This window comes from Thalassolituus sp. UBA2590, assembly GCF_002339775.1.
Classification (GTDB): domain Bacteria; phylum Pseudomonadota; class Gammaproteobacteria; order Pseudomonadales; family Oceanobacteraceae; genus Thalassolituus.
The window spans coordinates 1-7,428 of sequence record NZ_DDKU01000008.1 but is presented as its reverse complement, the minus strand read 5'-3'; the positions used below and the strand labels follow the sequence as shown (position 1 = coordinate 7,428).

General features: G+C 54.7%; 3 protein-coding genes. 1 reads left to right on the top strand and 2 read right to left on the bottom strand.

All coding sequences use genetic code 11. The features are described 5' to 3' along the window. Window positions 1-1,127 (top strand): tetratricopeptide repeat protein (locus tag B2067_RS00750; RefSeq protein ID WP_301387188.1); only part of this gene is annotated, 1,127 nt, incomplete at its 5' end. 36 nt (window positions 1,128-1,163) lie between these two features. Here the strand turns inward: B2067_RS00750 and B2067_RS00745 are convergent. Both B2067_RS00745 and B2067_RS00740 read right to left on the bottom strand, forming a co-directional pair. After that, entirely contained in the window at window positions 1,164-2,186 is a 1,023-nt protein-coding gene (locus B2067_RS00745) for a DUF2804 domain-containing protein (RefSeq protein WP_301378143.1), read from the bottom strand. 118 nt (window positions 2,187-2,304) lie between these two features. Further along, window positions 2,305-7,416 carry an OmpA family protein gene (locus tag B2067_RS00740; protein WP_301387187.1) on the bottom strand — a complete coding sequence of 1,704 codons (5,112 nt, stop codon included), beginning with the start codon at window positions 7,414-7,416 and terminating at the stop codon, window positions 2,305-2,307. Window positions 7,417-7,428 lie beyond the last annotated feature (12 nt).

Below are 7,428 nucleotides of genomic sequence, written 5' to 3'. Positions count from 1 at the left end.
AAAACCTGAGGCTCTATAAAGAGCGGGTAGCTGATGTGGAGGCGATGGACATCAGTGAAGACGACCGTAAGGCGATGATGCTTGAGCTGGACCGGGAGCTGCTGGCTGCTGCGGATAAAGCGGCAGGATTTCACACCGGGCCGGGTAAGGCTGCGCGCTTTGCCTTTACATCATTTCTGATTCTTCTGTCTCTTGCAGCGACTTACTCGCTGTACATGAGCTGGGGTGCCGGGAACGAAGTCCGGGCCACGCAATTACTGGAATACTCGGCAACGTCAGAGTTATCTGAAACTGAATACAAAGAACTGGAGAAGCGACTTGATTCTGCGGGCGCGCGCGACCCCGAGAATCTGGAGTGGGCGTTTCTGAGAGGGCGGCTACTGGAAGCAGAAGCACGCTTTGCCGAAGCGGCAGAAGCTTACGAAAATCTACTGACCAAGCTTCCGGATGAACAGGTGCAGGACCGGGCGGCCATCATGACCTCAATGGTTCAGGCGCGCTTCTTCTCGACCGGCCAGCAGGCTACGGACGAGCTCTACAATACCCTGAAAGAAGCGCTGGCACTGGCGCCAGGCCAGCGTAAACCGCTGGGTTTGGCCGGAATCATGGCTTATGAACTGGGTAATTATCAGCAAGCCATCGAACACTGGAAGGCTCTCTGGATACAGTTGCCGGAAGGCAGTATGGAAGCCCGCACCATTGCTAATGGTATTGGCCGCGCTGCTGAAGTGCTGGAAGAGCAGGGCACTCGTGTTGACCTGAGCTGGATGGTCCCTGCGCGAGTTGAAGTGACTGTTGCGCTGTCAGACGACGTTCGTCAGCAGGTACCTGTAAACGCAACCGTATTTGTTCTGGCGCGTAAGCTGGATGGGCCGCCGATGCCACTCGCAGTTCAGCGTCTTGTGGTTTCCCAGTTGCCGACCACGGTCGTGTTGGATAACTCGATGGCGATGGCAGCAGGCGCCAGTATTGGTGACGTTGATGAGGTGACCATTACTGCCCGAGTTTCTCTATCCGGCCAGCCAATGGCTCAGGCGGGAGACTGGCAGGGGCAGGTCTTTAATGTTCCGACCAGAGGCTCTGAGGCCATTCAGGTGACTATCTCAGAGCAGGTCAGCGGCGAATAACAAAGCCACAAAGCCAGATAGAACAAGCAAAGATCATTACCAGCGCGCGTAATGGTCTTCGGCCAGTCCCCAGAGATTGTCGATATGGATGGTCTCGTGGGGAAGGTCGATCTCACCGCTGTATCTGCCCAGGTACTGGCGGAAGTTACTGGCGGCGATGAGGGCGTTCGTGTGATCGTGATAATTCACTACCGGATCGAAGTGGAGACGTACGCTGTTGTCGTGTGATGTGACTGACCAGCCAGAGTCTGTATCTTCTCGGTTAAACTGAAAATGGACGCCGGGCATGACCGTCGGTACCCCATCTATCCATAGCGTATTTTCACTGAAGCCAGTTTCGTTCACGCCAGCAGACAGGTTCAGCCCGATCTTACGTTGATCGTTCAGGCGCCCGGAAATACTGGCCCAGTTCCAGCTGGTTTCATGGCGCATGTAGCCACCTGTCCAGTCGACACCGGCCAGTGCCCGAAGTGATTCGAGATTATAGGTGCGACCTTGCCACTGCACTTCACCCTGACACACCCGAGCATTGCTTTTCTGGGTATATGTCCAGCCACTGAAGCCGGTGCGGGTACAGACCGACATCGGGAGGTAATGCGTGCTCTCATCGATACTGGCCCGAATACTGGTGCCATCGGCCATACTGACGCGCACCTGTCGCACGCCGGGTCGGTTACTGGCTTTTATGGTCAGTCGGTTGCGGCCTTTTACGAAGCTGACGATGTCCTGATTAGGTTGCTGCCCGAAACGAAGTCCACGACGGAAGGGGCGCGTGAACCGATATTCTTTCCAGCGTTCTGCTGACTGATCATACAAATACAGAAAGGCATGACTGGCGAAACGAAGGCGCACAATAGCCAGACCGATGAACAAAGGATCTGCAGAAATAGAAACAAACTGGAACTGATTAAAGTGCTGGTCGCGCTTTTTCGGCAGGATTGGCTTTCCCATCGGGGTGCGCAGCTTGTAGTCGCGAAAATTTATATCGCTGACAGGGGTGTCAAAGCGCCCAAAAAGAGGTTGTCCATGTTCATCAATCAGGCGGTCACGCGGCGTCATCATCTTTCCTGTAGCTGTTTACGCATGCGGCTATTAAAACAGAAAAGATGGCCTGATTAGAGGTGTCTTATGAGACCTGCGTCACACCCATTGAAGTCCCTGACGGGTGTGAGGCGTATTAACGGAAGGCGGCGCGCATGGCTGCCAGAGAATCCTGGTCGGCTTTGAAGCGCAGTTTCAGGTAGACACCCTGTGCGGTGAAGTTCGCGGCAGAGAAGTCGCTGTCGATGAAGCCCGTGAAGTTATAGCCCACGCCAACCCAGGTGTTAGTGGCTGGAATAAAGCCAACGGAGAGGCCTGCGCCGTGGCTTACCTGGCCTGCTTCGTAGGCGTGTAGACGGCGACCATGGGCACCGACATCCCAGCGGTCTGTCAGGTGGTGGCGCCATTCTGCGGCCATGAAATCGGTGGTCGAGGCGTAATTATCGCCATCGTATTGGTTAAGAACACGCTTGATGCCATATTGCCCAGCGAGCTGATCGCGGCCGGTAATCATCCAGTTCAGGTGCGCATTGTTAATCAGTTTGCGGGTACGGTCAGGGGCACCGATACCGCCGATGGTGTCCTGAACCCAGCGCGTCTGCCACAGCAATGCATACGGGTTTACGCGAGGGCGCAGGGCCAGATCAAAACGCAGGTCGAGTTGGTTTGCGTAGTACTCAGTGCCTGATTCATTGAACCAGTCGACGCTGCCGCCCGCCGCCAGCGCATCGTTCAGCGGATGATACAGATTACTGCGTGCTACCCACTTATCGAGGGTCGTGCCGTTGCGGTATTCGAGGCGGTTGTTCCACTGCCACTGCTCGGTTCTGAACGCCGAGCCTGCGTGGACTGCGTGGAAGTTTTCTGTGGTGGCATCTTCCACCGGCACGCTGTTCTCAAGGTCTTTGGATTGCTCAAAGCCAGCGCTCAGGCTCCAATTATCGTTGAGTAGGAAGTCCTGAGTTAAGCCAGATACAGCAAAGAGACGGTAGTTATCATCGACTTCAACCTGTTCAATGCTTTGTTCTGCGCGTGCGCCGGCCCAAGGCGTCGCGCGAATACCCATAATAGAACGCTCCGGCGCATCATCGCTGAACCCGGTTTCGTGCTCGGCGAAAATACTGTAATTGCGTGAAATCTGGTAATCAGCGCCAAGCAGCATACGATCGTAAGCATCTGAGCGTTCAGAGATATTTGTCAGAAGCTGGCTGCTCAGGGTCAGTCTATTATTCAGGACGCGCTGGCTATAGCCCAGGCTCAGCTGATCGGTATACAAGGTGTTATCCAGACTCTCCTGCTGAGCTGCAATCAAGCCCAAAGAAACCTGTTGGTTGTCGCTCAGGCGGTGAATCCAGTCGGTCTGAGCCTGATAGCTATCGAAGCCTGTGGTCAGACCCAGACGGTGGAAGGTCATGACCTGCAGGCGGTTATCATCATTGATGTACCAGTTACCTTCGATACCTTCTTTGCGGAAGTCATTTTCGCCGACGGATGTCTGGTCCAGACCAAAGCCATCTTCCTGTTCGCGGATATACGCACGGGCATCAAATTTATCGTCGCGGTGAGAGACTTCAACCAGATGAGCGTTCGCAGTATCAGTGTTACCGGAAACCACTTCTTCAGATTGAGCAATCTCGGCTTTGACTTCGGTTTTACCGAGTTTGAGCGTCGCGTCAGCAGCGCGCAGATGACGGTCGTCTCCGCTCTGGTTCTGCGTAATCGTCGTCACGCCGGCACGAACCTTATCGTCAAGCAGCTTTACGCCTGCGCGACCACCGGCGATGTAGCCCAGGTCTCCGTCTGATTCGACTTCGTATTCGACAACGATGTACTGAGGGTTAAAGCTGTCATCGGTGCTGGCGACTGGCCCTTTGAAGTAGAGCGTGCCGTCAGAGTAATCGATTACGTAATCGACGTTACGGGTCAGGGTGGTGGTCGACAGAATGTTCTCACTGCGGTAACGGTCACGGACGATCAGGCGAACCTGCTCGCTGTTGAGTACCAGCTGCTGATTTTTCAGGCGATACAGACCAGAAGTACCATCCCCCTGAATCTCCTCACGCATAAAGCCCTGATCCGTCTGGCTGACGAAACCGGAGAATTCAGCAATGTCGCCCTGATACACGGTCTGGATACCGGTCAGTTTACGACTGTAGCGGCCAAGCTCCGTGACGGTCAGGTTGGTGTCGATATCACCAAATACTGTGTAGAAACGCTCTTTTTCAACCCGGACATACAGTTTACGGGCTGAGCTGGCATCGAGTTGCTGCTGGCTGGCGTCACCGTAGAGGGTGTAATACCGGTCTGGCTCAATGAGGCGCGCGAAAGGCTCGGCGTCTTCTTTGCCCGAGTCGTACGCTGCAGTGACCAGCCACTCGCCCAGAACCTGACCCTGAGCGAAGAAGGCCAGACGCCCGTCGTGGTAAATGTTGTCATCAACCCCGGCGGCTTTCATTGAGTCACTGTTGCCACCATTGGCGTTATAGCCGACGGCCAGATCACCCAGACCCACAAAGATCCATTCACGCTCTTTTGGCTTCAGCCAGGCGCGGATTTCGTCGGTCTGACCATTGCTGTGCTTGAAGCGCATGACCACCTCTCCCGAGCGGAAAGTCGGGGCCAGACGAATATGTGCAATACCATCCTGACCAACCTGATACGCAGGTTTCTGCATGTCGGTCAGCGGGCTGATTTCCTGTTCGCGCTGTTCACTATAGAGAGTGTATGGCTCAAGGATTTCGACCTGACCCTGAACGTTAGCGCGAATCGGGAAGCCTTCTTTGTCCGTCAGACGCACAGCCACGACAGGCGGATTAATACCGTCGGCGACCAGCATACTTTCGTCTTTTATAAACTCGGCCTTGGCTGGCGCTTCGGCAAAGTGCACGGTTTTCTTGATGCGTTTCACCACACGGCCGGCGGTGTCCATTACCGTTACTTCAAAATGGTTAGGGCCAGACATCAGGTCTACACCACGCCACTGGCTGATCACCAGGTCACGGGTTTTACTGCTGGTGTTACCGTCAAAGTTCAGAGCACTCACTGGCTTGCCGTTTAAGGTCAGCGTAGCGCGTTGTTTCTTGGAATGAGATACCGCAATCTTAGTTGAGCTGATTGATGGGCTGCGATCAAGTGGTGGCCAGATCCACTGAGCTTCATCCGGGGCGGTACGGAACCAGTTCTCGTCATACTCAGGGATGGCCATTTCGGACGGCAGGCGTGCCGGATTACCCGCCGCTGTGGCCATTAATCCGGTCAGGCCGGGAATCAGGGATTGTACTTTAGCGACCTGAACATCACTGCCAGCACTCGCCAGATCAACCACTGCATCAGCGTTGAGGACCTTCACCTCAACACGTCGGTTCTGTGCGCGGCCTTCGGCGGTTCGGTTTGAAGCAACAGGTTCATTAGGCCCTCGCCCCTCAGCGATGATTTGTGAGCGTGAAATACCCAGTTCATTGGCGAGGAAATCCGCGACCGAGTCAGCACGCGCTTCAGACAGCACCTGGTTATTGGCGAAGATATGCTGCACGCGACTGGAAATTCGTGAGCTGTCGGTATGGCCAATCACCTTGAGTTCGAGGTTGCCGAGACCGTCCAGTGCTTCAATGACGTTGACCAGGTTCAGCTTGTCTTCTTCCGTCAGAATATCCGAGAAGTTGGCAAACTTAGGTGGAACAACGGGTTTTACGTTTTCTTCTTTCGGCGGCAGTACCAGCTTAATCGACGTGCTGACCGGCTGAATCTGTTGCGGTGACTGGCCGTCAGCCTGGAATCGTGTAACGGCTCGGGTGACAAGTTCACCCATCGGCGCCCGGTCGCTGCTGTACGCATTGAACTCAATGACGTTCTGCCATTTTTCAGGTTTGTCGTTCAGACGGTAAACGAGATTGCCGTAAGTGACTGTCGGGTCTTCAATTGCCCGGCCATCCAGTGTGCTTGATCCCGTTTCGTAGACCAGACCTTCTGGCAGAGAGATCATACCCGTCACGTTCTGCAGTGGCAGGCCATTGCCATCCAGCGTAAAGCGGTAACGGACCTTATGATCCACTGGTGAAGCGTAGGGACGCTCACTCATTTCTTCCGCCGTGAATGGCAGCAGGGCGTGGTCAAGTTGTTGGCGAATTTCGCCGACTTCGGGTTCACGCATTTTCAGGAAGAAATCAACGCGCCAGAAGCTACCTGGCTGCACATCAACGAACTGGCTGTAGCTGCGACCAGCGTGGAAGCCGCGCTGCGGGCACTCCATCAACTCCATGTATGGAGGAATTGTGGCCGTGTCCATCTGCACAACGTGGGTGCCCGGAGTGACGTCTTCGATGTGCCATTCGCCATTTTCATCTGACACGACATAGGTGCCGTCTTCCATAAACAGGCGGATATCCGGGACACCGTCTACCGAGGCCTGGTTGCCTTCACAATCATCAAGGTAAATACGACCGAACAGGCGAGCCGTATCTTTGAAGAATTCATCGCGGATAATGACCTTGGCGCTGGCATCGTTTGCGACCAGTACATCGTCATTCAGTGATACCCGGTTAACCACTTCACCTTTGGCTAAGGTCGTAACCTGTGCAACGTAGGTCAGTTGCAGTCGCTCGAAGGCCTCGATGGTGGCAATGGGCAGGGTCAGGGTGCGACCGTCACGACTGAGGTCGAAGTCGACTTTCTCGTTATTCAGGCGGGCAGAACCTTCCATATAGCGAAGACCGGCAGGCAGCTGGTCGACAAGAACGACGTCGCTGGCATCAACTTCGTTGTTAACGAGGTTAATGGTGAACTTGAGGCTGTCGCCAATGCCGGCTTCATTGTAGTCAGACTGTTTGCTCAGCAGCAGGCTGTTATCCAGCGGGTCAGCACCGATATCTGTGCGGAATACCTGATTGTTAACGCTGAACGTTTCGCCGCGTGAAATGCCTGTAACATCAAATGGGCCATTGAGTGTTCCGCGCAGGGTCTCATCGTCGATGTCTGATGGCACACGGAAGGTGGCCGGCCCCTCTATTTCGAGGAAGTAGTTACCGTCCTCAACGTATGGGAACCAGAATTGTCCCGGAGCAAATTCCGGAGTAACAGCGCTGGCCTGAACACCGTTAGCCGGACCGCTGACAACCGTAACGGGGTAGGGCGTTACACCGTCTTCGTAGAATACCTTGTCAGTTGCTGGTAGTCCGGTATCTGCATTCATCAGAGTGACGCTGACACCGTTCACCGGGCTGCCATCGCTGGAGCTGAATACTCGGGACACCGGATTAAACAG